Origin of the sequence: Mesorhizobium sp. M0910 (genome assembly GCF_040319465.1) — a bacterium.
Lineage (GTDB): Bacteria > Pseudomonadota > Alphaproteobacteria > Rhizobiales > Rhizobiaceae > Mesorhizobium.
In genome coordinates this window covers 149,829-172,337 of record NZ_JAMYNZ010000008.1, presented here as the reverse complement: position 1 = coordinate 172,337, position 22,509 = coordinate 149,829, and the positions used below count along the sequence as shown (strand labels likewise).

Genomic DNA, 22,509 nt, shown 5'->3' with positions numbered 1-22,509 from the left:
GTGGAAGAAGGGAAGGCTGGCGCAGTTATTTCACCGCGCCCGCCGTCATGCCCATGATCAGGTAACGCTCGAGCGCGATGCCGATAACGGCGAGCGGTGTGATGGCCGCGGTGGCGAGCGCTGCCATCGACCACCAGTTGATGCCTTGTGAGCCGGTCTGGCTCGCCACCATGACAGGGATGGTTTTGGCGTCGGTCGAGGTCAGAAGCGCGGCGAAGAAATACTCGTTCCAGCACAGCACCATTGCAAGGATGAAGGCCGCGACCATGCCCGGCAGCGCGATCGGCATGACGATGCGCAAGAAAGCGCCCCAGATCGACAGGCCGTCGACGAGTGCTGCCTCCTCCAGTTCTACGGGAATGGAATTGAACTGGTCGCGCATGATCCAGATGACGATCGGCAGCACCATCAGCGTATAGAGCAGGATCAGCCCGATGCGTGTGTCGAGCAGGCCGACTTCCCGGTAGAGCACGAGAAAGGGCAAGGCCAGTACCACCGGCGGCAGGATCAGCTGCGACAGGAAGAAGAAGGAGATGTCCTCGTTCCTGAACCAGGCGAACTTGTAACGATAGCGGGTCAGCCCGTAAGCGGCGAGGCTGCCAATGACGATCGCCAGGCTCGAGGCGCCGACCGAAGTGATGACCGAATTCATGAAGCGCTTGATAAATTCGTCGCGAACCGTCGACGTCCGAAGGATCGAGTCCGGAGAGAGGCCGAGTGACCGCCAGCCTTTCCAGTCGGGCTGGAAGTCGACGAACGGAATCAGATGGCCCTGGGTGACGTCCACCGCGGTCTTGAACGAAGTGGTTATCGTCCAATAGATCGGGAACAGACAGATGAAGGCCCAGAAGATGAGCGCGCCGTAGATGAAGACGCGGTTGGCGACGAAGCTCGCCGGCGAACGAATTTCGGAAGCGGCATAGTCCGTGGTCTGAACGCTCATCTTGCCGGCCCGATCAGTTGACGTTGCGCACGAAGCGGCTGGCGAATTTCAGCAGCCAGGTCACGAACACGATGATGATGATCAAATAGGCCATCGCCAGCATCGTGCCGTAGCCGACATTCGATCGATCGCGATATTCGCGGTAGATGAAGCTCGACACTGAATCGGTCGCGCCGCCCGGGCCGCCAGAGGTGACGGTGATGATGATATCGGCGAGCTTCAGCTTGAAGATGATGCGCAGGATGACTGCCGTCACCGAGACCGGCAGCATCAGCGGGAAGGTGACCTGCCAGAAGGTCTGCCATGGGTTGGCGCCATCGACACGCGCCGCCTCGAGCACTTCGCGCGACATCGCCTGCAGGCCGGCGAGCAGCATGATCATCATGAACGGGATGAAGGTCCAGGCGTCGAGCACCATGATCGAGATGCGGGCGGTGATCGGGTTGGAGAAGAAGGCCGGGTTTTCCCAGCCGAGATGCCGCGCCAGCGTGGCGGCCGGCCCGAAGCGGTATTCCATCAACGACTTGCCGATCATCCACGACACCGCCACCGGCGACAGCATCAGCGGCAGCAGGAAGACGACGCGGAAGAATTTTCGCGCCCGGATCTGCGCGTTGAGCAGCAGCGCCAGGCCGAAGGCGATCACATATTCGACCAACACCGCCAGCACGTAGAGCACCATGTTGAACAGCGCGTTGCGATAATAGGCATCGTTCAGCATCTGCCAGAAATTGTCGAGCCCGTTGAACTTCCGGCCGCTGAAAGAACTGAGGTTCCAATCGGTCAGCGCGATGTAGAAGCCGAACAGGGTCGGGAAGATCACCATGGCAATGGTGAACAGCAGCGCCGGCAGCAGGAACAGCGCGCGCTGGCCGTCCTCGCCGCGCGTCAGCACCTGGCCGATGCCGAGTGCGACACCCCACAGCACATAGGCGTAGACCACCGGCCGCCAGCTCTCGAAGCCGATAGCGTCGACATCGCTCTTGTAAAGGATCTGCAGCGCGATCACCGCCAGAAGGCCGAGCGTTGCAGCAGCCATCAGCGCCCAGCCAAGCCGTTTGCGGCTCCGTGGGATCAGGTCGGATGGCACGGCGCCTGCCGGCCATTCACTTGTCGACAAAGTCTGGTCAGCCAGGGTCCGGTCAGCCACGCGTCTTGCCCGTTCACAGGAGGCTCGATGACCGGCCGAGCCGGTCGAGGCCAAGTCGGTCAAGCGGAGGTCCGGCGGCTTTGCGCTGCCGGACCAAGTTTCACGATCTCAGCCTACATGCCGAGCGAGGCCTTGTAGAGCTTGATCTGGTTGTCGCGGCCAATCTGGTCGGTGATCTTCTCCCAAGCGGCTGCGATGGCGTCGGCGCCTTCCTGCGCCTTCATCTTGCCGGCAAAGGTGTTGGCCAAAATGTCCTCGGCGGCGCTGTAGTACTGGAAGATGCCGGGGATACGCGGCTCGATCGCCGCGTTCGGATGGTTGTAGCTGTCGGCTTCCGACTTGAGATATGAGCTTATGAACGCTTCGTCGTAGCCCGCCGCCACCCATTCCGGAATGTTGAAATGCGAGTTGCGGTAGGGCTGGAAACCCGACGGATAGGCCGCGCACCAGAGCGACAGGTCCTTGCCGCCGAGATGAGCGGCGGCGGACCAGGCGGCCTTCTTCTTCTTTTCGTCGCTGTCGACGCGCGCCATGACGTAGACGCCCCAGCCGAGATAGGCGCAGTTCGGCGCATGGTTCGGGCCGCTGGCGAGCTTGTCCCACTGGCCGGTCTTGGAGTTGTAGACATCGTCCGAGCCCGGCAGGATCGAGAAGCCGGTGACGTCCCCTACGACCGACGAGTCGTTGGTTTTGACGTTCGAGCCAGCGTCTCCCCACCAAACCAGCATCGACCCGGTGCCGCCGAGGAATTGAGAGAAACAGGTCTGGTTCGGGTCGGCATTGATCTGATCTTGCGGTTCGGAAGGCAATGCATCGATCACGTCCTGGATCGCGCGGACCCAGGCCGGGTTGTTGACGCGCGGTTTCATGGTGTCCGGATCGAATAGCCAAGCTTTGTCGTCGGGATGTTTGGCGTAAGCGCTGGCGCGGCTGCCGAGGAAGTAGAAGCCGAAACCGCCCCAGGGCTTGGGCGCATCGAGATAGCCATAGACGTCCTGGCCGTTCACCTGCTTGCCCTTGAGGAACTTGGTCACCGCCTGCACTTGCTGCCAGGTCTTCGGCACGCCCCATTCGCCTTCACCGCCCCCATCCTTCCACGCCTTGGCGAGATCGGCATCGGCGAACACATCGGTGCGGTAGTTGAAGTTATGCGCGTCGCCGTCGACGGTCACACGATACTGCTTGCCGTTCCATGTGCCGACGGGAGGTTTCAGATAGGCCACCAGGTCGTCCATGTCGATCTGCGTCCTGACCCAGTCGGGCATCTCCGAAGTCAGGCCCTTGCCGCAGACGTCGCCTTCGAACGGTGCGCCCATTTCGACAATGTCGAAGTCGATAGTGTTGGTAGCGATCGCCTGCTGCAGACGCGGATTGTAGTCAGCCTGCGCCAGGTCGATCCAGTTGATCTTGGCGCCGGTATAGGTCTCCCACGGCTTCAGGAAGCCGCGAAACAGCACATTGTGCAGGTTCTGGTTGTTGAGGCCCATGAAGGTGAGTTCAACGCCGGCGAATTCGCCTTCCTTGACATTGGCCTTGGTGGCTCCCAGGCAAAGCTCGCCGACCTGCTGGAAATCGGCATCGGTCGGCTGACCCTTGCCGACGCCCGGAATCTGCAGGATCTGCGCACGCAGGTCATCGGCGGCCGCGGCCGGGCGCGTCAGGGCGCCAAGCCCGGCGCCAGACGCCGCGGCGAGGGCGGCCATGCTGGCCGCTCCCTTCAGCACGTCGCGGCGGGTGGCCCCGGCGCGGACAAATTGGTTATAAAGGCTGACTTTCATCTCGTTCCTCCCAGAAGGTCAATCGTGAATTTGGTTCAGATGATGGAGCGCCGATTATGTTCCCCAACGACAGCGACTCCCGTAAATAGCGGCCCGAATTCTCCCTCCCGCGACGCTTGGCATTCAGTCCCGGACAAGCGTACCGGTGCGCCCGGAACAGGGTCATAAGCCGGACACTGTCACTATTCGCACAACGAAGTGCGGTGTCAACGTGAATGGGTTTTTTATCTATAAGAGACCGACTTGCCCTCGCCGTTTGCGTTGTTTAGCTTCACGGCAACCAAAGGGGGAATGATGGCTCAAGTCGCGATCCGCAATGTGGCCAAGGCGTTCGGAACCGTCAAGGTTCTGCACGATGTCAGCGTCGACATCGCCGACGGGCAGTTCGTGGTGCTGGTCGGGCCTTCCGGTTGCGGCAAGTCCACGTTGCTGAGGATGGTAGCGGGGCTGGAAACGGTCTCCGGCGGCACCATCGCCATCGGCGAGCGCGTCGTCAACCATTTGCCGCCGGCCAAGCGCGACATTGCCATGGTGTTCCAGAACTACGCGCTCTATCCGCACAAGACGGTCGAGCAGAACATGGCCTTCGCTCTCAAGCTGCGCAAAACCGACCCGGCGGTGGTCACTGAGCGGGTCAAGCGGGCCGCCGACATCCTCGACCTCAATCCCTACCTCAAGCGCTATCCGCGCCAGCTCTCGGGCGGCCAGCGCCAGCGCGTCGCCATGGGCCGCGCCATCGTGCGCAACCCGCAGGTGTTCCTGTTCGACGAGCCGCTCTCCAATCTCGATGCCAAGCTGCGTGTCCAGATGCGCACGGAGATAAAGGAACTGCACCAACGACTGAAGACCACCACCATCTACGTCACCCACGACCAGATCGAGGCCATGACCATGGCCGACAAGATCGTGGTGATGCGCGACGGTCGCATCGAGCAGGTCGGCGCGCCGCTGGAATTGTTCGACCGGCCGGCCAACCTGTTTGTCGCCGGCTTCATCGGCTCGCCCTCGATGAACCTGCTCAAGGGCGTCGTGCGCAAGGGCGACAAGCCCGTCGTCGAGATCGCCGGGACGCCGTTCCCGATTGCTGCCAAGAGTGCCGTGGAAGATGGCCGCAATGTCGTCTACGGCGTGCGGCCCGAGCACCTCGAAATCCATCCAGATGGTGTTTCGGCGAAGATTTCGGTGGTCGAGCCGACCGGTTCCGAGACGTTGGTGTTCCTGCGCTTCGGCGAGGGCGAGATGGTGGCGCTGTTCCGTGAGCGCCACGACTTCAAGCCGGGCGACACACTGCAGCTGAAACCGCGGCTCGACCAGGTGCATCTCTTCGACGCAGAGACCGGCAAGCGTCTTTGATTTCGCCCCAGCAAACTTCGCGAGGAATACCATGCTCAAAGGAATCAATCCCCTGCTCAATGCCGATGTGCTGCAGGCGCTGCGGGCGATGGGCCACGGCGACGATCTGATTATCGCCGACACCAATTTCCCGTCCGATTCGGTGGCGCGCCAGACCGTGCTTGGCCGGCTGCTGCGCATCGATGCGTCGGCGGCCGACGTGGTCAAGGCGGTGCTTTCGCTCTATCCGCTGGACACCTTCGTCGACGACGCGGCCGCGCGCATGGAGATCGTCGGCAAGCCGGACGACATTCCCGCCGTGCAGCAGGAAGTGCAAAAAGAGATCGATGCCGCCGAGGGCAAGGCCTGGCCGATGATCTCGGTCGAGCGCTACGCCTTCTACGAACGCGCCAAGAAGGCCTATTGCGTCATCCAGACCGGCGAGCGCCGCTTCTATGGCTGTTTTGCCTTCCGCAAGGGCGTCGTGCCACCGGATGCGGAGTAGGGGCATGCCGGCGAAACCGATCGTCATGAAGCCGGTTGTCATATTGGGCGTCTTCGTCGCCGACACGGCCTACCGCGCCGCCCGCCAGCCGCGGATGGGCGAGACGATCCTGGGCACGTCCTTCACGCTCGGCCCCGGCGGCAAGGGCTCGAACCAGGCGGTGGCAGCCGGCCGGCTCGGTGCCGATGTCACCTTCCTGACCCGCCTCGGGGCTGACCCCTTTGCCGATATGGCGAGACAGACCTGGTCGCAGGCCGGAGTGAAGAGCGCCGTCATCGACACGCCGGAAAGCTACACCGGTGCCGCCTATATCTTCATCGAGGAGACGAGCGGCAACAACGCGATCATCGTCAGCCCCGGTGCGGCGATGCTGATCACGCCCGCCGATATCGAGGCAAATGCCGGCCTGATCCGCGCGGCCGGCGTCTTCGTCACCCAGCTTGAGCAGCCGATCGAGGCGGCGATGCGGGCGCTGGAGATCGCGCGCGGGGCAGGGGTGACCACCATTCTCAACCCGGCGCCGGCGGCCAAGCTTCCGGACCGCATCTATACACTTTGCGACTATGTGACGCCGAACGAGACTGAGGCCGAGGAACTGACCGGCATCAAGGTGTCCTCCATCGACGATGCCCGCCGTGCCGCCGACAGCCTGCTTGAGAAGGGCGTGGGCGCTGTCGTCGTGACGCTCGGCGAAAAGGGCGCGCTGCTGCACACGGCCGACCGTTCCGAGCATGTCGCAGCGGTCGCCGCCGGCCCGGTCATCGAGACCACCGGGGCGGGCGACGCCTTCAATGGCGGCCTGGCCGCCGCGCTGTCGAGCGGGATCGAACCCCTGCAGGCGGTGCGCTTCGCCTGCGCCGTCGCCGGCATCTCGGTCACGCGCCCGGGCACCGCGCCGTCCATGCCGACGCTGCAGGAAGTCGAGGCACTGCTCGCCAAGGGGTGAAGCCCGGCGCTGCGGGATGAGACTGTGAGCGGGAGCGAATGGGTTAGACCCGGCTCTTGTCCGAGAAGCTATTGTCTTCTGGCTTGACCACAAACAGGCGGGCAGGTCGATGGATGAGGATCAATGCCAGAATTCGAAAGGAATGGACCTGGACTGGGTCACGAAAGAAGATGATTTTTGACAAATCAACGTCGACATTTCTCCGACATCAAGGGCACGTGGCCCTAAGGAGAAATGGCGCGAGTGACGGGGCTCGAACCCGCGACCTCCGGCGTGACAGGCCGGCACTCTAACCAACTGAGCTACACCCGCGCATGGACGAGCACGTGTCAGCCGTGTTCGTCGTTGGGGCGGTGGATAAGGGGTAAGCCACCGGGTGTCAAGCGGACCCGGACAGCATAACAGCAAACAGGAGAAGGTTTTTTGACAAGCCGAACTTTGTTGCCGAAACCGACTCCCGGCCAAGCCACTCGCCGTTCATTTGTCCTTGCGAAGCCGGTCCTAACTGCTTAAAGGTCCGGCCCGGAGCGGGCGATTAGCTCAGTTGGTAGAGCGCTTCGTTTACACCGAAGATGTCGGCGGTTCGAGCCCGTCATCGCCCACCATTTTTAGTCAATGAAATCAATGCGGTCTGCGTTCGCTTGGAGGTAGGCTGCGTCTGGTGCGCCCAGATATGCGCCCAGAAACGATGGTTTTCGGGCGCTCTAGTAGGCATCGGCGGCTGCCTGCTGGAAGTCAGGATGATGGTGGCCGTAGGTCGATTCCATCTGCTTGACGGTCATCCCCAGCGAGCCGGCGGCATCCCAGATCGGCACGCGACGCTGCATCAGCCAGGTCGCGCGGGTGTGGCGCAGGATGTGCGGCGTCACCTCGTCGCCGAGCTTGGCCTCGACACGTGCGGCATCGAACGACTTCCGCATCAGGCCGATCGGTTCGCCGCCCTTGGCATGAATTACCGGACCCTTGCCGCCATCGATCCGCTTCCACCGCTTGAGATGCGCGATAGCGCGCCGCGGCAGTCGCATTGGCGGCCGGCGCTTGGTTGTCTCGCGCACGCGCTCACCGCGGCGGTAGAGCACGCCGGCGTCGAGGTCGGGCCATCCGCCGGCCGGGCCGCGGTTCCAGTTGAGGTCGAGGATCGCGGCGTGCCGCGTGCCGGTGTAGAGCCCAAGGATGATGAAGCGCGGCAGGCACTGGTAGGTCTTCGGCCTGGCGCGGCGCAGCCGCAAGGCGCCGCGCAGCAGCTCGGCGGCTTCCTGCCTGGTCAGCCAGCGCTCGCGCGCCACGGGCTTGGCCGGAAGATCGAAATACGGCCGGAAGTTGAGGCGCTTCTCTTTACAGAAGAGATAGACAGCGGCGCGCATGTCCTCGAGCTCGCGTCGGGCGGCTGCCGGGCGCTTGCGGCTGGCGGCATATTCACGGCAGGTTTCGCCGTCGATCGAGGATAGCGGCCTGTCGCCCCAGAAGGCGGTCAGGAAGGCGATGCGGCCTTCCAGCGGCTCCGTGTCCGCTTCATCATCGCCATTGTCGGAAGGGGCCTGCTTGGCGGCGAGGTAATAGTCTAGCGCTGCTGCGCACGATACGTGATCGGGACCACGTTCGACGGCGACGGGCTTTTGCTTTTTTTGGCCGATGTATTCCGCGAGCTTTTCCGCCGCGACTTCAGTTTCGCCAACAAGGCATCCCGTTCGCTTGTAAACGGACCCGTCGCGGATGACGAGCCGCTTGACCCCGTCCCGGTCGAGCCTTGGGACGATGCGGGGCGGGCTTTTTCGACGCGGCATTTGAGTCGCATTTCCCTGATTGCGGACGGTGTGACGAAATCCTTGTTGGCAATCTGCTCGATTGTCAAATTCCCCTTGCGGGCTTCGGCGCGCAGGGCCTTCGGCGTAATCCTGCCGCCAAAGAACTTATCGCACGCTTCCTGCAGCCGCATCGGCGTGTCGTCTTCGGAGGCGGATGGCGCGCTCACGACTGTTGGTTCCGAAGTTCGGCACGGATTTCCATCCAGAGCTTGCCGAGCATATTCTTGCCGTCGCGGTTCGGTCCCCAGCCCCAGAAATCATCTCGCCAACTATCTTCGACCAACTCGCGGTCGCCGGTCGCCAGCAGCTTGCGGTGCACGTATTCATGCTGAGCGGCTTTTGCCCGAAGGATGTCGCGCATGACATCGACCTTAACTTTGTCCCAATCGGGCCGGCGAAGATGCTTGTTGCGCTCGGCGAGCTTGAATGCCTCGTGAGCCGACGGAGCACGGCGGATGCGCTCCATCAGTTGAAATTGCTGCGCGGTGGGTACATTCGCCTTGAACTTCATAAAGTGATAGACGGCCTCTGACGTGTCGAAGCGCACCAATCCTACGAGCTTCGTCCACTCCCACATGATGGTGAATGCAGAGAAATTCGACAGGACATAGAAATCCTGCTCATAGAAGCACACTCGTTCCGGCGTATCGGACTTGTGGCATTCCACCATCTCCCGAGCGGCTGGCAGGGCTTCGAAGCGACCGTCTTCAAACTCGTAGCGGGGGCGAGCCCATAGCGACCCATCATCGACCGAGCGGTACAGGGCAACCTCATCCATATCGACTGAATCGAGCAAAGCGCCGCCGTGAGGGTCAATCCAGTGTTCGCTCTGCATCTTGCCAATGCCGATCATCGCGTACTCGGTCCCGCGCTTTTTATGGCGGTGTGTTGCCACACCCATCGGTGCGCCTGGCGCTTCGGGATTGGAGCGGCGATTCCATGCGGCGATGGTCTCGGCCTGCTCAACTTCGTCATCCGTGGTGGTCAGAATGATCTTGCCGACGCGCTTGCGCAGCCAGCAGCCGTTGTCTTCGACGTGATGCCACTCGTGATAAGTGCGCGGCGGTTGGAACGACCGCGCCAAGCTTTCGATGTGTCGAAGCGCTACCCCGCAGCATGGGCACGGCAGAGGCGTGGTCATGTCGTGCTCCTCGCGATGTTGCAATGCTCGACAGTGAAGGTCACCGCGACAATCCAAGGGTTCACGTCCCAGCCGAAGCCTCGCGCCTCGTTGAGGCCGTTCCAGAGTTTGCGATAGGCGCCCTTGGCGGTGTTGGCGTGGTCATCATGACCAGGCACGGGAAAGATGATCCGGCCGTCATCGTGCTCTTCCGGCTTGATACCCTCGGCGCGGGCGTCGACCTCGTCGATATCCTGCAAACGCTGCACGCGAACTTCGGCGACGATCAACGTCAGGCGCGACGCCCAGCGCGGCATATGCATGCCTTGCACCCAGCGGCCACGTTCCGTGATCGGGTACTCGGGTCCAAGGCCATCCGCCTCATACCAAAGACCATTAGGATTCTTCGGCGTGCCCTGCTCACGGCGCCAGAAAGAAGGCGCCCAATGCGATGGCTTTCCCGGGGCGCAAGCGCCGCAGGCCACGCGCTCGCGGACATAGAGCCGGTCACCGACAGCGTAGGGAACCTTGAGCTTGTCGACTGGCAGTTCAAGCCTCCTGCCAATGCCTCCGCAGGCCGGGCCGGCGTCGACGGTGGCGTCGGCGATCGTCATGCCCGGCTTCGCTCGAAGAACGCGCCGCGTCTGCGTCTTAGTGCCGGCGAGCAGCGCGCGGATCATCGAACCGGAAAAGAGGATCGGGCGGTCTGTCACAGCAGCTTCCTTTGCGCTCTGGCCGGCCGTGCGCAGTCCTGGCAGGTGTGCTGCCACTGGCCGGCGACCTTGACGATGACGAAGCCTTCACGGCGCGCGTCGGACACCATCACGTCGAACTCGTCGGCCTGATAGGTTCGGCTCTGCGACGAGCCGCATTCGCAAACGATCTGCTGGAGGCCGGCGTGCTTTTCGATCATCTCGGCCCCCGGCAGGTTTCACCCTGATCGGCATCGCAGGCGAGGCATTCGCCCATGCCGCCGACGAGATTGGTCTTGCAACGCCGCGGCTCGGTTCGACGCGCCCGGATGATGCGACCGAGCTCCATCATGGACACTTCGATTGCGCCGGCAGACAGCGCCAATGCGCGCTTGGAAAGCGCGACGTCGAAATGCTCGTGAGGCGTGCCAGGCTTCTGGAGCCACTTGCGATCAACGCCGATCCTGTCGGCCATGGCCAGCAGCTCGTCAGTGCTGTCGGCGATCATGTGGCACATTTTCATCCGGCCAAAGGATGCGCGCATGTTGTCGACGTAGACGCTCATCGAACTTCCCGCACGCTGAAGCTGGGTCGCGGCTTGGCCTCGTCGACCTCGTCCCCGAGTACGACCACCGGCAGGCGAAGTTTCCTGCGCGTCGGTCGACAACGTCGGATGAGTCCAACTGACGCCCATGGGAAGGTCGCAGAAGAACACGAGCGGCTTACCGCAATTGATGCACCGCCCGGTGATGTCGGCCTGCTTGATCGTATCGTCCTCGAACCGGGCGACCTTGACTTCGAACTGGAAGTCGACATGCGGGCATTGCGCGGAACCGCTCATGCTGGCACCTCTGGCGTGGCGTTGTTCTCGACCCCGTCGAGCAGCCGGCCAGCGGCGTTCCCGTCGCGCTGGCGTGGGGCTCTGATGTTGATGTGGTCAGCCATTCAGTTTCTCTTCGATATAGTTGAGACGCTCCCGCATCTCGGCGATGAACCGGATGACGGTGTCTGGGTTCTCTTCCTGGTCGACGTGCACCGGTTCCGTTGACAGGGTGTCGTGCGACCATTTCAGGGCGGCGAGAGAGATGCCGGCGCAGCGCTGGGCAAAGGCGATGACCTTCATGCTAGCACCGCCGGAAAAGCATCTGGATTTAGGCTTTCGCCAGGATCCAGCACCAACTCGGCACCGGCCCTCGTCAGGCGGAAAAGGTCGTCGCCGCCGGTGAGTATTGAGCACCGCCGCCTCGTCGCATGGCCAGATTCCACCATGGCCAGCCAGTGCGGATGGTCGGCGCTGCCTTCGCCTGTCACGAAGTGGTTGCGGAAGGATTGCTTGTGCCGGCCGTCGAGGCCGATGGCGTGGCGGGCGAGGTCGCGCTGTACCGGCGTCATGCTGCCACCTTGTCGAATCGGGTGTGTCTCCCGTCCTGGTCGACTATCGACAATTCATGCGGCACCCGTCGGCATTCAGCCTCGGCCTCCGCTCGCGTGTATTTGCCTGCGCTGATGACGTCGGTGGTGTAGCCGGCGTATTGGGCGCGGTAGTAGGCGTTGTGATCGCGCGCCCAGATCATGAAAGTGGCATCGCCGCCGAACAGAATGCGTTTCAGTGTCTCGGCCCGCTGGAAATTCATGCGCCGGATGGCGAGCGCCAGTTCTTCCTCGATCCGCCGCCGGCGGGCGCGCTGGTTGCGCTTTGCGCGAATATCGGCAGGCGTCGCAGTCAACAGCGAATGGCAGCCCTCGTTATAAAGCTGCCCGCCGGCCACCACCCACCACATATTGTTGATGTTGTAGTAGGCGACGCCTCGGACGAGACGGCCCTTGTGGTCGGGTATCCAGACCGTCTGGCCGTGTTCGAGCAAACTCCCGTCCTGCGACTTCCGTTGCGATTCGCTGCTCCACGTTGGACGCCCGAGCACCTTGTCCTTGTGCCGGCTCTCGGCGTAGCGCTTTTCGATACGCTCCATCGGAGACATATCGCGGGTTTCGGAGCGGGAAACTTTCACCGGAGCTATCGTCTCCAGCCAAGTTACGATGCGACGGAATTCCAGCACCACGCGGAGCTGCTCGATGTGGTGCATGCGAGCCTTCCGGTCGAAGTCGTATCGCCTGCCGTTCTGGTTCACCTGAGGTGCCGTCACCGACCAGAACTCGACCTTCACCACACGGCCTGAAATCTCGATCGCGCAGCGCAGCGTGCCGCGTGCGCCAAGGCGGTAGCTCGGGCTCAAGCACTTGTCCCGGTAATGGATGCCGGGATCGCGCTTGATCGACCAGCCTCGGTCGCGCATCTGGCGGATCAAGACGCCGTACACCTCGGAACGGAAACTGGCATCTTGCGCATTGTCTTGCCAGATGCCGATGCTGGCGTCGTGAATCCGGATATCGAGCGGAGCGCGCGTCATGCTGGCACCTCCGGCATGGCGTTGTGTTCGATGCCGTCGAGCGTGCGGGTTAAGTCACGCTTGCCGAAGCGATAGACATCAGGCGCGTCATCTCGGTGGAGTGACTGGCCGACCGCTGGCGTGATGCTCTCGAAAATCCATTGTTCGTTGAACCAGGTGGCTCCCCGCTCGGTTCTAAGCTGCATGCGGGGTGCGCACTCTCCCGGCGCCCACTCTCCCCATTGCTTGAAGAAGAACGAAACGCCTGCATTTTTGCAGTCGTCGCGGATGTCGCGCGCCCAGTCTGGATGCATAGGCCGGGCATCAGGGCCACTCTCGCCGCCGACGATGATCCAGTCGAGGCCTCGGCCTCCGTCGCTAAAGGGCCGGCCTGGATAGGCCCATGAGGGATCGGGCTTGGGCAGGCCTGTCTGATCGGTCCAGAAGCGCCCAGCCAAGGCATGGACGAACTCTTTCGGAGCTTCATCAAAGCGCTGCACCTTGGTGAAATCGATCGGGCCGAGCAGCGGCTCGGCGGAGACGAAGCGCACGGCTGCAGGCGTAGCGAGCAGCTGGGGGATGCGCGCGTCGGCTTCCTGCTGGCGCTCGGCGGAAACGCCAAGCCAGACGTTCGGGAGGGGCCATTGGCCGAGATGGACGCGGGGCCATGGAGGCATCAAGCCGGGATCGTCGATCCCGGGTGCCAACAGAACGGCGGGAACATCATCAAGGGTGACGAGATCGCAAACCAATTCGTAGATGCGCCGGGGCGTGTCCGGGTTGGAGAGATAGCGCCGAATGCGCTTCGCGCGCTTGGTCAGCACCTGGAAGGTGTGCTGCGGCGCCATCGCCATGACGGCGAACATCTTGTCGATCCATTCGTCCGGCACGTTCTCGGCGAACAGGTCGCCATGGGCACAGACGAAGATGCGGCGCGGTTTCCTCCAGTCGAGCGGCTGGTAAAGCCATTGCCTGTTGAGCCGCACCTCGCCGGTCCAGACCGGGCCGGCCTTGGTGTCTCGCGTGAGGCCCTTGCGGCTGTCGATGTGCTTCAGCCGCGTCCCGGCGAGCTTCATGGCATAGCAGTTGGTGCAGCCCGGCGAGACAATCGAACAGCCGGTGATCGGATTCCATGTCGCGTCGGTCCATTCGATTGCGGATTTGTCAGCCATCACGCTCTTCCGCCTTTGACCTGCGGACGCTTCACGGAGACTTCGAAATCGTCATCGTCCGACGTGGTCGCCCAACGGACGCGATCGAGGATGGTCGCCAGGATGTCCTCGCCCACATCGGCTGCGAAACCGCGTGCGAAGTTCTCGACCATGCCGCCGATCACGCGCGATCCGGCATCGAGAAGAACGGTCGCGCTGGTACCGGCATTCAGTTCGTCGGCGATGAAGAGAGCGAACTGGACTGAAACTTCGACCGCACGGGCTTGGCACGCCAAAACAGGCGCTGCCTTTGCCTCCGGCGGGATGTTTGAAAAAGCCTCGCGCAGCACCTTCTCGAAAGCCTCGCGATTGATGTGGCCGTTGAAGTGGTCAGCCATTGCCGCCACCCCGCTTCGGCTTGATCGAGAAGTCGGTACGGCGCTCGTCGAGATAGGCGGTCCCGCTCGCCTTCATCGCGTCGTCGATGACTTTCATAGCCGCGGCGTGGCTCTCGGCGCCAAAGAACATCAGCTTCACCGGCACGCCGGCCTTGGTCAGGTCGAAGTGATGCGTCTTGCCGTCCTTCATGTACTCCCATGCGCCGGCCGGGACGCCGACCAGGAGGATTGGAACGCCATCGCCCTGCCCGGTCGGGGACACGGCGAATACGAGCTTCTCGTCGAGCGTTGCCATCAGTAACCCCTTCCCGGATTGTCGCAGTAGCCATCGCGGTCATAGTGCTGATGAAAGCGCCACCAGCCGGTGCGCGCGCCATCAACGACGGTCTGAAGTCGGCCTTCGAACATTTCGACCTTGCCCGGAATCTCACCTGGCAAGCTCGCTTCGGTTGACCTGGACGGGGGGAATTCAGCCACGGGCGCCATCCTTGTTCCTGGCACCGGCAAAGCGCTCGATCGCCGCGTGCAGGCTTTCCTCGCATAAGTCGACAGCGACGACGGGCGCGAGCTCGTAGTGGCGATGCAGCACCTCCATCATGCCGAACTGGACGGTCTCGAAGAGGACCATCAGTTCGGCATAGGTTGCGCCGTTCTTGATCGCGGGGCCGATGACTTCGCGGACGAAGCGGCAGGACAGCAGATCGTGCAGATCGCTCGCCGCACTCATGGCCGCTCGCCTCGCAACAGCGGGCCAAGCGCGGCCAGCTGGTCGGCCGCGAAGTCGTTTGGCTTCGTCGTCGTGCATGCCGACAGCAGCAGCAGAGCGAAGAGGAGCTTCATCAGCGCAGCCCCACATAGAACAGGCCGACGATGATCAGCGCCACTGCGATCATCAGGACGGCAAGGATGCCTGAAGCGACTGGACTTCTGACCGTATCGTCGGGGCAGTCGCCGCGGCACATGCATTCCGGCCACTGGTCGCAGATCAGTTGCTTGTTGCCGTGCGGCGGCACCGAAATCAGTTCGCGGGGCGGCGTGCGATTGAGGCGGGCGTTCATCAGCCGAGCCTCGGCCAGCAGCCGATGGCGCCAACGATCAGCGCCGCCATCAAGAGGACGATGAGGAACTTTGCCTGAAAGTCCCAGAGCGGACGGGCGCCGAGCGGCGGCAGCTCTTCAGCTTCGAACTCGACATCGTCGAACATGCGCTCGAGGTGATCGAGCGGTGCGCGGTCGGGCAGTTCGCCGCGGACCTGCGAGCGGCTGCGGTTCAGGCGGTCAATGGCATCGCGCGCGCTCATGCCGGTATTCCCATCCAGCATGCGCAGAAGGTCAGCCCGAACATGAAGGACATCGCGAGCGCCAGAGCCGTCGGCGCATAGCTGTCGTCGACGGCTACCTTCACCTTCGAGATAAGGCCCGGCCGCAGCCGCTCGGCGTTCTTCCTGGCCTCAAGGGCATTGTTGGCGTCGACTGAGACCTTTGTCCCGTCGGCGAAATGAATGCGGAACGTCGGCATCAGCGTTGCTCCTCGTGTTGTTTTGGAAAGCCGCGCGATTGCAGCGGGCGGACAGGCTTCGGCCATGTGCCGTCGTTCTTGCGCCGCTGGCGGTCGGCCTTGGCGCGGAGATCGGTTTCAGTCGTCGACTTAGCCTGGTGGTAGAGGTTCAGCGCCGGGGCGAGGTTGCTTTCGCGGTGCTCGCCGCCGAGCGACAACGGCTTGATGTGCTCAAGCTGCCAGCCTTCGCCGGGCCGGATCCTGCGGCCGGAAATGTGGCAGCGGCGCCCGGCGCGAACGAAGATGCGGTCGCGCACCCAGTCCGGAACCTTGGCGTCGGGCGTCGAGCCTATCCATTCGGAAAGGCTTCTGCCGCCATGGGGATCGGTGATGCGCGTCATAGCGCTGCCTCGATCCTTGCGAAGGCGAACTTCGCTTCAGCCGGCGCGATATCGAATAGCTCTACCTTGCACGGCAGCCCGCGCCCCGAATGCACAATGCCATGCAGCGCCTCACGATCATCAGCGGATAGGTTCCGCCATTTCTGGATGTCGTAGAGGCCGAAGAGAATGCCGCGCGGGGCATGCGCCTGCTTGCGGCCGACAGAAAAGCCGGCGACCTGCAGCGCGCCGACACCCGCGTCTTCGGCGGCAAATTCGCCCTGGCGAATGAAGGTGATCTTGCGCACGTGGACGCCAGGCGCGATCTGCGCAATCATGGCGGAAGCCTTTGCGGGAGTGGGAAAATGGATCTGTTCAATCTGCGCGTTCTCGATATCGAGAACATCGGCGACCACAACGTTCGCGGTGTTGTGGAGATCAAGTTCAAGATCGACGAGCCCGGCGGCTACGGCATGTTTCCGACCGTCTCGGTGCTTTGCTTCATCAGCCATGACGGCGCATCCACTCTTCCACAAGTGGAGGCGGCACTCCTAGGAGAGGCGCGTCGCATGCTGTCGGAAACCCTTTCGGCGACCGCGGCAGGAGATCCGAAAGCCATTCGTCAAGCAGTTGCCGAAGCCAAGGCCGATCGCGAAGCTCGCCGGTCAGCAGAGCGTGACGCGAGCATGGCGGCAGACCTGAAAACTCCGTGAGGGTCATGGGGCGGCCGGTCATGCCGAACGCCCGCCGCGCTCAAGATCAGCGAGGATCTCAGACGGCTTGCGCCCTGCCTTGAGTTGCAAGGAGACCCAGTCGAAGACCCTGGGCGAGGCGTCGGCCAGCGCGATCAGCTTTTCGGCGGTGTTCATTGCTTGCCGTCACCGTCACGGCGAGCGTTCCATGCCTCCAAGGCCTCGGCGAAGCTGTCGGCTTCCGGCCCTTGAGCGCCGCAATCCCGGCAGACGCCATGGAAATGACTGTTGATCGGCTCTATTGCCGAGCCGGATTTGATCGGATGCGCGAATGGGCACTGCTTGGGCTTTTTCGACACTCTTGCCTCCCGAAACATTCGAGATAACAAGCGTGCATTACGCACACAGCTATGTCAACAGAAAAGTGCGTATCGCACACGAGAGAGCCTGCTTGCGTGCGATTCGCGGTCGTCAGTTGGCGTTGGATGCCACGGCGGCCGACAACTCGGTGATGGTATCATTGACCGCGTCAGGTGACATACGGATTATGCGCGGCAGGCGCTCGCCGCCGAATTCCTGCAAGAAAAGGCGGTCACCGTTCGACCGGTCGATCCCAGCCGACACTCGCGATGGCCGCAGGGCGGCGCGAATAAGATCGTCGATCGGATTGTGCGAGGCGCTTGGTGCGGCGGTCTGGCGGTAGAGCATCAAGAGTGCTGCCTGGTGTACTTCCGCTTCCAGACCGGACGCCTGACCGAACGGGACCAGGAAACGGCTGCTCCCTTCGGATGTATGCAGGGTCAATGTCATCGCGCTTCCGTCCGGCTCGACCATTGTCTGCCATCCCAGCACTTCTTGATCTTCCGGTTTCGGGGAAATCGTATCGGTTTCAGCAGGAAACCTGCTGATCACCAGTTTGTCCATATGTGTGCCCGCCTAGTGTTCTTGCTGCCTATTTTTTGAACAAGCAGGAGAACCAGTCGACGAATCAAATAAAAAATCGACGCATGAAAGAGTTTTCAACCGAAGCTTTTTTTGGCGGGGTAAATAGAGGGTTAATTCATTGCTTCTTGCGCGCTGCGCCTTCGGCCCCGGCCGAGTGTTCGAACGCCGTATCGATTTGTTTCTCGATGCTGTCAGCGATCAAGTCAGCAATGTCGGGACGCTGGAGCCGCAACTGCGATAGTCTCTGGTCGATGCTCCTCTGCTTGCCAGGTCCCGGCCCTTCGCCGGTCAGCAGCCACCCTTCCGAGACCTTGAAGGCCTTGGCATATTTGGCCGAGGCACGGCCGAAACCGCGTAGGCCGTTCTCGTGCTGGTGATAGGTATGTATGCTCCAGCCAAAGAACTCGGCTGCCGCCTTGGCGCTGGAAAACTTTGCGTTTTCTCGAGCAATCTGCAGTCTCTTAGCGGGATCTGGGCGGTCATCAAATGGCATAATGTGCATAAAGCACGAAACCGGTGTGCGTTTCGCGTTGACAAGGTGGTGTGCGTTATGCACGTTACGCGACATGAATCAGTCTTTCGAAGTCAAGGCACTGCGGGAACGTATCGGCTGGACCCAGGAGCAGCTGGCGCAATATCTCGGCGTCGACCGCTCCAGCATCTCCCGTATGGAAAACGGCCAGACGCTGTCCGGCCCCGTATTGCGGCTGCTGGTCATCCTGGCTGCTGCGGCTGATGCAGGCACCACAGATGCGCTGCTCACTTCAGATCCGATCGCAGCTGAGCAATGACCTTCCATTCCCCTCAAATGCTCCAAGGCGCCGGTTTTTTCCACAGAAACCAATCGGTAACCTTAAGCCGTAACCATTTTGCGGGCCCGCGCATCATCCAATCTAATGGCGCCGCCATCTTGGTGCTGCCATGAAGGCGCCCCTCGCCACCACCACGGTCGCCGCGGATTCCGGGGCCCGCCTTGCCGGCACCGGCTTCACCGAGCGCCTGGTGCCGCGGCGCGCCGATTTCTCGAACGCACAGAGGTCCTCGATCAACGATGAGCCATCCCTGGGGGCAGGTCCGCAAGCCGAAGCCCCCCTTGCCGGCATAGGTAGCAGGACGCTTGCGGATCGTGAGGGCCGCCTTGAAGGGGAGGCGGCTTCGGCTGACCTCCCCGCCATTTCCTCTCCCTCCCAGGAGAACGCGACTGCCGCCGAAGCCCACGACCTCCCGGCTTCGGCGGCATTTTCCCATTTCACCGAATCCTGTCCTTGCGCCGCAACGTGGCAGGATAAGACCGCGCCGGAGTTGAAGATTGCCTCTTCCGGCTCTGGCGCGGTCACCCTTTCGCTTGAGCTGAAACCGGCCGTGGCGCTGATCCTCAATCTGGCGGTCACTGCCAAGGGCTTGCCCGCCGAAGAGATCATCGCCCGCGCCATCTGTGTGTATGCCGAAGCCATCGGGATTCCCTCGCTTGCCCGCCAGATAGAATCCGACGGGGGCGAGCGTCACGCAAATAGCATTTCCGACGATTTCCACGAAGTGCCGGCGTTCGACCGCACCGGCCTCAACCGCTTTGGGAAAGGCCGCTGATGTCCCGCTCATCCTCCGACAAGCAGCGTCACAGCCTGAAGATGGCAGTGGCGCGCGTCATCGACCTGATCGGCGCCGGCAATCTCGCCGAGACGGTGACGCGGGTCAACGCGACGATGCTGTCGCGCTACATCGCGCCGCACGAAGACGATCGGCATGCCGGTATTGATGTGGTGCTCGACCTCGAGCTCGCCGCCGGCGACCCGGCGGTGACGCGCACGCTGGCCGCCCTGCAAGGCTATGACCTGGTCAAGGCCGAGCAGAAGGGCACCGGCCAAAGTCTAGACCTCGACGATCTGCAGCGCCTGCACCGCGAGGCTTCGGAAGCGGTGTCGGCGATCATGGCCGGCATTGCCGATCAGACGATCACGCCGGCGGAAAAGAAACAGATCCTGAAAGAGCTCGGCGACCTGCGCCAGGCGATCGCGGCGATCGAAGCGAAGGTGGAGGCGGCATGATCACGAATCCAAGCACTTATTCCGAGGCGGAGATTGCCGCCATTGCAGGATGGCTGCGCGACGGCGACTCGGCCTCGCGCATCGCCGTGCGGCTTTCGGAGCTTCGCCGGGAAAGCGTCAGCCGCAATGCCATCGTCGGCATTGTCCATCGCAACAAGCATTTAGCGGCGATCGGTTTCAGCAGGGCTGGTCATAGCTCGGGCGGGTCGAAGCCATTGGTGTCAAAAGAAGCCGCGCGCCGGCGCGCAGCGCATAAACCGCATTGTCGGCCGTTTGCCGAGTTGACGCATGCCGAAAAACGCGCGGCCACGAGTCCCGCCTATCTGCCCGCCAAGCTGTTCGTGCAGTCGGTCGGCGATGTGTCGCCTGACCCTGCCATCCAGAAGCTCTACGCCGCGCCGCCTATCACCCGCCCGCGCCCTATCATCAAGCCCGGCAAGTACGATGCCGGCAGCCGGCACATCCCGCTGGTCGATCTCTGCGCCAATGAATGCCGCTTCCCTGTCAATGATGTGCCGCCTGGCGGCATGCACCTGTTTTGCGGTGAGGTGACGGGCGAAGGCATCTCCTACTGTGCGCACCACGCCGCGCGCGTCTTCGCCGGCTTCTCGTCGAGGGCGGCATGACGCCTGACACCATAGAGCGCAAGCAGTTCGCCTTCGCCGTCTCGCCGAAGGTCTACGAGGCGGTGACCAAGCGTGCCCGCTCGCAAGGCATGTCGCCGACCGGCTACGCCAAGCTGCTGTTCGATGCCGCCTTTGCCGCGCGCATCGGGCAGGAGCGCGGTGATCCGGCGAGCGATGCCGAGCTCGACCGGCAGGTGACGCTGGTCTTTGCCTGCGCCGGGCAGGGTGATGCGGAAGCAATCTCGACCGCCACCGGCGTCAGGCTGTCGCTGGTCACGATGATCCTTCGGGCATGGCGCAAACAGGGTGGGGCAAAATGATTTCTTTCGCTCGCTTTTTCACAGTAAGGGCCACCATCGCGGCTGCCGTTCTTGCGGTCGGCTATGGCGTCGCCTGTTCGATGATATTCGGCAGCGACGTCGCCTTCCCGCACGATGCCCTGCCGACGGCAGCGAAGCCGCAGGGTTGGTCTTATCCGTTCTCGTGCTGCTCCGGCTATGACTGCCGCGAAGTGCCCGACGCCGACATCGTCGAGGGCGCGCGCGGCTACGAGATCCGCCGCACCGGCGAACTGATCCCGATGAGCGACAAGAAGATCAAGCAGAGCCCAGACGGCAAGTTCCATTGGTGTTCGGTCGCCGGCGCCAATGACGGCAAGACGATCTGCCTTTTCGTGCCGCCGCGGGGGTTTTGATGGGCGGGTTCGGATTCAAGGAAGCCGAGCGCGCCGATGCCGTCTACCGGTATTCGGTCAGGTGCGACCGTGCGACCAGCGCCAGGATCGAAACGGCGGCGCGCAAGGCCGGCATCAGCGTGACGGCGTTCGTGCAGCGGCATTTCGAGAGCATCCTCGACGCCAGGCCGATCGCGACCAAGCTGGCCTCGTTCGATGCCACGGAATTCGATGCCGCCGCATTCAGCAAGCGCCACCACGTCACCCTTCTCGCCGCGCGGCTGTGGGCCAATCTTCGCGTCCATGCCGGTGATGACGGCGTTGTCCAGCGCTTCCAGACCCTGCTCGCCGACGACATCGGCTGCGACCACGCATCGACCGGCCGGCTGATTGCCGCGCTGATCGAAACTTGCCTGCTGGAGACAGTGCGCAAAGGCAAGATGGGCGCGCCGGCCACCTACCGCGTCATAGGCGAGGTCTGAGCGATGAACGCCCGCTTTTCCGAATACGTGACCAGCGGCGCGTTCAACATGACGCTGACGCGCTCGCAGATATCGACTTTGGCAATGCTGGCCTCCGGTGCTTCGGAGTGGGGCGGAGCTTCCCTGGAGCGCAAGGGTCTCGCCGCGCCGATCGCCTCGCAGCTCTCCGACGACCGTGTCGAGTGGCGCATCACTGGCGCCGGCACGATCCTGATGGCGCTGCTGTTCGAGGCTGGTCTCACCAATTCGGGCAGGGATGCTGCCGCCGCCGAGGTCGACCGGCTTAACCTTGCCATTGCCACGGCAAACCAGACCGTCCGCGACGTGCGTAAGAAGACCTGGAGCATGCATGCCAAGCTCGAAAAGGTCGAAATAGAAAACGCGAATTTGAAGCGGCGCCTCACTGCGCTTGAGATCGAACGCAAACATCCCGGGGTCGGTCTGAAGCCCGAATTCGCGGGCCCCGCCGAGTTAGCGCCGATGATCACTCTGCGTGATCCGTTTCCGGATCTGCCGGCTGGCGAATTGCTTGACGCCATTGGCGACGCTGGCCCCGAAGAATTTTCCCAACCCGAAAGGACCATCCCATGAGCCGCGTGCTCCGCACTTTCCGTGAAATGCTTGGCCTGCTGTCGCGTGGCGATTTCTCGCGCCACTGCGACAAGCTCCTCAACGAAGCCATTGTGGCGGTCGAGGAGTGCCCGGCCGACAAGTGCAAGGCCGAGATCATCGTCAAGATCACGCTCGATTATGAGCTTGGTCGCATAGACATCAAGGCCGACGCCAAGTCGAAGCTGCCCGATACCGTGAAGTTCATGAAGACGCCGTTCTGGACGATCGACGGCCAGCTTTCGGTCGAGCACCCCAACCAGATCGACATGTTCCGCGCGCCGCGCGCGGCTGCCTCGCGCGAAAGCGAGGATGAACGCGACGACGAGGAAGCCGCGGCCTCCTGATTTTTT

Annotated in this window: 38 protein-coding genes and 2 tRNA genes; 14 read left to right on the top strand and 26 right to left on the bottom strand. The window is 62.6% G+C overall.

From position 1 onward, the window contains the following. Positions 1 to 25: 25 nt before the first annotated feature. The 3 genes from NKH78_RS21355 to NKH78_RS21345 all read right to left on the bottom strand — a co-directional run bounded on the left by NKH78_RS21355 (position 26) and on the right by NKH78_RS21345 (position 3,871). Positions 26 to 943: a carbohydrate ABC transporter permease gene (locus NKH78_RS21355; protein ID WP_352506464.1), complete on the bottom strand. Its 918-nt coding sequence runs from the start codon at positions 941 to 943 to the stop codon at positions 26 to 28. A 13-nt stretch (positions 944 to 956) separates the two neighbouring features. Then, positions 957 to 2,078 (bottom strand): carbohydrate ABC transporter permease, encoded by a 1,122-nt coding sequence (locus NKH78_RS21350; protein WP_352506569.1) that lies wholly within the window; start codon positions 2,076 to 2,078, stop codon positions 957 to 959. Positions 2,079 to 2,206: 128 nt separating this feature from the next. Beyond that, positions 2,207 to 3,871, bottom strand: coding sequence for an ABC transporter substrate-binding protein (locus NKH78_RS21345; RefSeq protein WP_352689363.1), 1,665 nt, complete (start codon positions 3,869 to 3,871; stop codon positions 2,207 to 2,209). Between the two features lie 294 nt (positions 3,872 to 4,165). Here NKH78_RS21345 and NKH78_RS21340 point away from each other — a divergent pair, with 294 nt between their 5' ends. From NKH78_RS21340 to rbsK, 3 genes are read left to right on the top strand one after another with little or no spacing between them, the layout of a single operon-like run. Further along, on the top strand, positions 4,166 to 5,224 hold the full coding sequence (locus NKH78_RS21340) for an ABC transporter ATP-binding protein (RefSeq protein ID WP_352506462.1): 1,059 nt from the start codon (positions 4,166 to 4,168) through the stop codon (positions 5,222 to 5,224). 31 nt (positions 5,225 to 5,255) lie between these two features. Next, complete coding sequence (locus NKH78_RS21335; protein WP_023674665.1) at positions 5,256 to 5,708, top strand: RbsD/FucU family protein; 453 nt, start codon at positions 5,256 to 5,258, stop codon at positions 5,706 to 5,708. A 4-nt stretch (positions 5,709 to 5,712) separates the two neighbouring features. After that, a complete protein-coding gene (gene rbsK, locus NKH78_RS21330) occupies positions 5,713 to 6,654 on the top strand; it encodes a ribokinase (protein ID WP_352506461.1) in 942 nt (313 codons plus the stop codon). A gap of 235 nt (positions 6,655 to 6,889) precedes the next feature. Here the strand turns inward: rbsK and NKH78_RS21325 are convergent. Next, positions 6,890 to 6,966: transfer RNA gene (locus NKH78_RS21325), tRNA-Asp, on the bottom strand. A gap of 217 nt (positions 6,967 to 7,183) precedes the next feature. Between NKH78_RS21325 and NKH78_RS21320 the strand changes: the two genes are divergently transcribed. Further along, positions 7,184 to 7,259 (top strand) — tRNA-Val (locus tag NKH78_RS21320). 99 nt (positions 7,260 to 7,358) lie between these two features. On the opposite strand, the gene NKH78_RS21315 is transcribed toward NKH78_RS21320, so the two are convergent. The 18 genes from NKH78_RS21315 to NKH78_RS21230 form a co-directional block, all read right to left on the bottom strand. Next, positions 7,359 to 8,438 (bottom strand): site-specific integrase, encoded by a 1,080-nt coding sequence (locus NKH78_RS21315; RefSeq protein WP_352883890.1) that lies wholly within the window; start codon positions 8,436 to 8,438, stop codon positions 7,359 to 7,361. Positions 8,439 to 8,622: 184 nt separating this feature from the next. Next, positions 8,623 to 9,600, bottom strand: a complete 978-nt coding sequence (gene ybiA / locus NKH78_RS21310; protein WP_352883888.1) for a riboflavin biosynthesis intermediates N-glycosidase — start codon at positions 9,598 to 9,600, stop codon at positions 8,623 to 8,625. Further along, positions 9,597 to 10,292: a hypothetical protein gene (locus tag NKH78_RS21305; RefSeq protein ID WP_352883887.1), complete on the bottom strand. Its 696-nt coding sequence runs from the start codon at positions 10,290 to 10,292 to the stop codon at positions 9,597 to 9,599. Before NKH78_RS21305 ends, ybiA begins: the two co-directional genes overlap by 4 nt. Continuing rightward, positions 10,289 to 10,492: a hypothetical protein gene (locus NKH78_RS21300; protein WP_352883885.1), complete on the bottom strand. Its 204-nt coding sequence runs from the start codon at positions 10,490 to 10,492 to the stop codon at positions 10,289 to 10,291. Before NKH78_RS21300 ends, NKH78_RS21305 begins: the two co-directional genes overlap by 4 nt. Further along, a complete protein-coding gene (locus tag NKH78_RS21295) occupies positions 10,489 to 11,112 on the bottom strand; it encodes a DUF4031 domain-containing protein (RefSeq protein ID WP_352883883.1) in 624 nt (207 codons plus the stop codon). The genes NKH78_RS21300 and NKH78_RS21295 overlap by 4 nt, the downstream gene beginning before the upstream one ends. Positions 11,113 to 11,208: 96 nt before the next feature. Continuing rightward, positions 11,209 to 11,394: a hypothetical protein gene (locus tag NKH78_RS21290; RefSeq protein ID WP_352883881.1), complete on the bottom strand. Its 186-nt coding sequence runs from the start codon at positions 11,392 to 11,394 to the stop codon at positions 11,209 to 11,211. Then, positions 11,391 to 11,663 (bottom strand): hypothetical protein, encoded by a 273-nt coding sequence (locus NKH78_RS21285; RefSeq protein WP_352883878.1) that lies wholly within the window; start codon positions 11,661 to 11,663, stop codon positions 11,391 to 11,393. Before NKH78_RS21285 ends, NKH78_RS21290 begins: the two co-directional genes overlap by 4 nt. Further along, entirely contained in the window at positions 11,660 to 12,679 is a 1,020-nt protein-coding gene (locus NKH78_RS21280) for a hypothetical protein (RefSeq protein ID WP_352883876.1), read from the bottom strand. Before NKH78_RS21280 ends, NKH78_RS21285 begins: the two co-directional genes overlap by 4 nt. Next, positions 12,676 to 13,830 (bottom strand): DUF5131 family protein, encoded by a 1,155-nt coding sequence (locus NKH78_RS21275; protein ID WP_352883874.1) that lies wholly within the window; start codon positions 13,828 to 13,830, stop codon positions 12,676 to 12,678. The genes NKH78_RS21280 and NKH78_RS21275 overlap by 4 nt, the downstream gene beginning before the upstream one ends. Beyond that, positions 13,830 to 14,207 (bottom strand): hypothetical protein, encoded by a 378-nt coding sequence (locus tag NKH78_RS21270; RefSeq protein WP_352883872.1) that lies wholly within the window; start codon positions 14,205 to 14,207, stop codon positions 13,830 to 13,832. Before NKH78_RS21270 ends, NKH78_RS21275 begins: the two co-directional genes overlap by 1 nt. Next, on the bottom strand, positions 14,200 to 14,502 hold the full coding sequence (locus NKH78_RS21265) for a hypothetical protein (protein WP_352883870.1): 303 nt from the start codon (positions 14,500 to 14,502) through the stop codon (positions 14,200 to 14,202). Before NKH78_RS21265 ends, NKH78_RS21270 begins: the two co-directional genes overlap by 8 nt. Further along, a complete protein-coding gene (locus NKH78_RS21260) occupies positions 14,502 to 14,684 on the bottom strand; it encodes a hypothetical protein (RefSeq protein ID WP_352883868.1) in 183 nt (60 codons plus the stop codon). Before NKH78_RS21260 ends, NKH78_RS21265 begins: the two co-directional genes overlap by 1 nt. Then, the gene (locus NKH78_RS21255; protein WP_352883865.1) at positions 14,677 to 14,934 is read right to left on the bottom strand and encodes a hypothetical protein; all 258 of its coding nucleotides are present in this window, start codon (positions 14,932 to 14,934) and stop codon (positions 14,677 to 14,679) included. Before NKH78_RS21255 ends, NKH78_RS21260 begins: the two co-directional genes overlap by 8 nt. A 112-nt stretch (positions 14,935 to 15,046) precedes the next feature. After that, positions 15,047 to 15,265, bottom strand: a complete 219-nt coding sequence (locus NKH78_RS21250; RefSeq protein WP_352640632.1) for a hypothetical protein — start codon at positions 15,263 to 15,265, stop codon at positions 15,047 to 15,049. Next, a complete protein-coding gene (locus NKH78_RS21245) occupies positions 15,265 to 15,507 on the bottom strand; it encodes a hypothetical protein (RefSeq protein ID WP_352883863.1) in 243 nt (80 codons plus the stop codon). Before NKH78_RS21245 ends, NKH78_RS21250 begins: the two co-directional genes overlap by 1 nt. Beyond that, complete coding sequence (locus NKH78_RS21240) at positions 15,504 to 15,725, bottom strand: hypothetical protein (RefSeq protein WP_352883860.1); 222 nt, start codon at positions 15,723 to 15,725, stop codon at positions 15,504 to 15,506. Before NKH78_RS21240 ends, NKH78_RS21245 begins: the two co-directional genes overlap by 4 nt. Continuing rightward, positions 15,725 to 16,105: an HNH endonuclease gene (locus NKH78_RS21235; RefSeq protein WP_352883857.1), complete on the bottom strand. Its 381-nt coding sequence runs from the start codon at positions 16,103 to 16,105 to the stop codon at positions 15,725 to 15,727. The genes NKH78_RS21240 and NKH78_RS21235 overlap by 1 nt, the downstream gene beginning before the upstream one ends. Beyond that, positions 16,102 to 16,422 (bottom strand): hypothetical protein, encoded by a 321-nt coding sequence (locus NKH78_RS21230; protein WP_352883854.1) that lies wholly within the window; start codon positions 16,420 to 16,422, stop codon positions 16,102 to 16,104. Before NKH78_RS21230 ends, NKH78_RS21235 begins: the two co-directional genes overlap by 4 nt. A gap of 27 nt (positions 16,423 to 16,449) precedes the next feature. On the opposite strand from NKH78_RS21230, the gene NKH78_RS21225 reads away from it, so the two are divergent. Next, a complete protein-coding gene (locus tag NKH78_RS21225) occupies positions 16,450 to 16,797 on the top strand; it encodes a hypothetical protein (RefSeq protein ID WP_352883851.1) in 348 nt (115 codons plus the stop codon). Between the two features lie 18 nt (positions 16,798 to 16,815). On the opposite strand, the gene NKH78_RS21220 is transcribed toward NKH78_RS21225, so the two are convergent. From NKH78_RS21220 to NKH78_RS21205, 4 genes are all read right to left on the bottom strand, one after another. Then, positions 16,816 to 16,953, bottom strand: a complete 138-nt coding sequence (locus NKH78_RS21220) for a hypothetical protein (protein WP_352883848.1) — start codon at positions 16,951 to 16,953, stop codon at positions 16,816 to 16,818. Further along, positions 16,950 to 17,135, bottom strand: a complete 186-nt coding sequence (locus NKH78_RS21215; RefSeq protein WP_352883845.1) for a hypothetical protein — start codon at positions 17,133 to 17,135, stop codon at positions 16,950 to 16,952. Before NKH78_RS21215 ends, NKH78_RS21220 begins: the two co-directional genes overlap by 4 nt. Before the next feature lie 112 nt (positions 17,136 to 17,247). After that, positions 17,248 to 17,700 (bottom strand): hypothetical protein, encoded by a 453-nt coding sequence (locus NKH78_RS21210; RefSeq protein ID WP_352777605.1) that lies wholly within the window; start codon positions 17,698 to 17,700, stop codon positions 17,248 to 17,250. A 136-nt stretch (positions 17,701 to 17,836) separates the two neighbouring features. Then, complete coding sequence (locus NKH78_RS21205; RefSeq protein ID WP_352883841.1) at positions 17,837 to 18,289, bottom strand: hypothetical protein; 453 nt, start codon at positions 18,287 to 18,289, stop codon at positions 17,837 to 17,839. On the opposite strand from NKH78_RS21205, the gene NKH78_RS21200 reads away from it, so the two are divergent. The 9 genes from NKH78_RS21200 (at position 18,288) to NKH78_RS21160 (ending at position 22,503) form a co-directional block, all read left to right on the top strand. Further along, complete coding sequence (locus tag NKH78_RS21200; RefSeq protein ID WP_352777601.1) at positions 18,288 to 18,512, top strand: helix-turn-helix domain-containing protein; 225 nt, start codon at positions 18,288 to 18,290, stop codon at positions 18,510 to 18,512. The two genes, NKH78_RS21205 and NKH78_RS21200, sit on opposite strands and share 2 nt — an antisense overlap. A 130-nt stretch (positions 18,513 to 18,642) precedes the next feature. Then, entirely contained in the window at positions 18,643 to 19,308 is a 666-nt protein-coding gene (locus NKH78_RS21195) for a hypothetical protein (protein WP_352883838.1), read from the top strand. Continuing rightward, positions 19,308 to 19,766 carry a phage regulatory CII family protein gene (locus tag NKH78_RS21190; RefSeq protein ID WP_352883835.1) on the top strand — a complete coding sequence of 153 codons (459 nt, stop codon included), beginning with the start codon at positions 19,308 to 19,310 and terminating at the stop codon, positions 19,764 to 19,766. Before NKH78_RS21195 ends, NKH78_RS21190 begins: the two co-directional genes overlap by 1 nt. After that, entirely contained in the window at positions 19,763 to 20,392 is a 630-nt protein-coding gene (locus NKH78_RS21185; protein ID WP_352883832.1) for a GcrA family cell cycle regulator, read from the top strand. Before NKH78_RS21190 ends, NKH78_RS21185 begins: the two co-directional genes overlap by 4 nt. Then, complete coding sequence (locus NKH78_RS21180) at positions 20,389 to 20,712, top strand: hypothetical protein (protein ID WP_352883829.1); 324 nt, start codon at positions 20,389 to 20,391, stop codon at positions 20,710 to 20,712. The genes NKH78_RS21185 and NKH78_RS21180 overlap by 4 nt, the downstream gene beginning before the upstream one ends. After that, positions 20,709 to 21,086: a hypothetical protein gene (locus NKH78_RS21175; RefSeq protein WP_502899822.1), complete on the top strand. Its 378-nt coding sequence runs from the start codon at positions 20,709 to 20,711 to the stop codon at positions 21,084 to 21,086. Before NKH78_RS21180 ends, NKH78_RS21175 begins: the two co-directional genes overlap by 4 nt. Beyond that, positions 21,086 to 21,547 (top strand): hypothetical protein, encoded by a 462-nt coding sequence (locus NKH78_RS21170; RefSeq protein WP_352883827.1) that lies wholly within the window; start codon positions 21,086 to 21,088, stop codon positions 21,545 to 21,547. The genes NKH78_RS21175 and NKH78_RS21170 overlap by 1 nt, the downstream gene beginning before the upstream one ends. Before the next feature lie 3 nt (positions 21,548 to 21,550). Further along, on the top strand, positions 21,551 to 22,138 hold the full coding sequence (locus tag NKH78_RS21165; RefSeq protein WP_352883824.1) for a hypothetical protein: 588 nt from the start codon (positions 21,551 to 21,553) through the stop codon (positions 22,136 to 22,138). Further along, the gene (locus NKH78_RS21160) at positions 22,135 to 22,503 is read left to right on the top strand and encodes a YfdP family phage-associated protein (RefSeq protein WP_352883821.1); all 369 of its coding nucleotides are present in this window, start codon (positions 22,135 to 22,137) and stop codon (positions 22,501 to 22,503) included. The genes NKH78_RS21165 and NKH78_RS21160 overlap by 4 nt, the downstream gene beginning before the upstream one ends. The last annotated feature ends 6 nt before the right edge of the window (positions 22,504 to 22,509 follow it).